This is a genomic window from Agathobaculum faecis (assembly GCF_014287995.1).
Lineage (GTDB): Bacteria > Bacillota > Clostridia > Oscillospirales > Butyricicoccaceae > Agathobaculum > Agathobaculum ammoniilyticum.
This window is the reverse complement of the sequence record NZ_JACOPL010000067.1, coordinates 1-855: the sequence shown is the minus strand read 5'-3', so window position 1 is coordinate 855 and position 855 is coordinate 1. Positions and strand designations below refer to the sequence as shown.

The following is an 855-nucleotide window of genomic DNA, read 5'->3' as shown; positions in this document are numbered from 1 at the left end:
TTCGACAGCAAAACCGGACACGGTATGGTTATCCTGCCGGAGCCGTCAGAGATCAACGTCTGGAAGTACCAGACGAAAGAGGGGGGTGAGACGATGTATAAGGACGAAAATCAGATTTCCGAATGGGCAAAGGAAAATGTAAGGTATTGTAACGAGTACGGCATTATGGAAGGGGATGCAGACGGGAAGTTCCGGCCGCGGGATTTTCCTACGCGCGAAGAGCTGGCCTGCTCGCAGGCGCGTCTCCACAAGAGCATCCTGAATATTATCCGCGAGATGATGAAATGAGAGGGGGGACGGGGATACAACCGCCCCACTTACCGATGGAACTTATCAAAGAATACTGGGCGCAGCTTTCAGCGGTGGGGGCTGCGATACTGGGTGTGGCCAAGCTGCTGCGAAAGCGGGCAAGGCGGCATAAGGCGTGGCAGGACACGATTACAGCTTCGATTTTAGCAATCCTGCATGACAGGCTTTTATTTGAATGCCTCCACTACTTAAAGGCCGAGCAGATCACAGCGGATGAAATGGACAATCTGTCACTGTTGTACAAACAGTATAATGCGCTGGGAGGGAACGGGACCATTGCAAAGCTGATGGAACGCGTTGGAATGTATGTAAAAATTATAGAGTGCGACTGCGAAAGGGGTTATGACACATGAAAATCACATCGGGAACCTTGGCGAGAACCATCATTTTGGCGCTTGCGCTGATCAATCAGGTACTTAGTATGTGCGGTATCGCTGTGCTGCCAATTGAGGACGCGCAGGTGGAAACCATTGTGACGACGCTATGGACTGTGATCGCCGCAGTAGTGGCGTGGTGGAAAAACAACAGCTTTACAGCACCGGCGAT

3 protein-coding genes are annotated in these 855 nt (G+C 51.6%); all 3 read left to right on the top strand.

Features of this window, described 5'->3' with window-relative positions:
- Nucleotides 1-288: S-layer homology domain-containing protein (locus H8S45_RS15850; RefSeq protein WP_186950604.1), on the top strand; the 288-nt coding region annotated here is incomplete at its 5' end.
- A gap of 35 nt (nt 289-323) precedes the next feature.
- The gene (locus H8S45_RS15845) at nt 324-662 is read left to right on the top strand and encodes a hypothetical protein (RefSeq protein WP_054328547.1); all 339 of its coding nucleotides are present in this window, start codon (nt 324-326) and stop codon (nt 660-662) included.
- Nucleotides 659-855: phage holin (locus H8S45_RS15840; RefSeq protein WP_186950602.1), on the top strand; the 197-nt coding region annotated here is incomplete at its 3' end. The genes H8S45_RS15845 and H8S45_RS15840, both read left to right, overlap by 4 nt.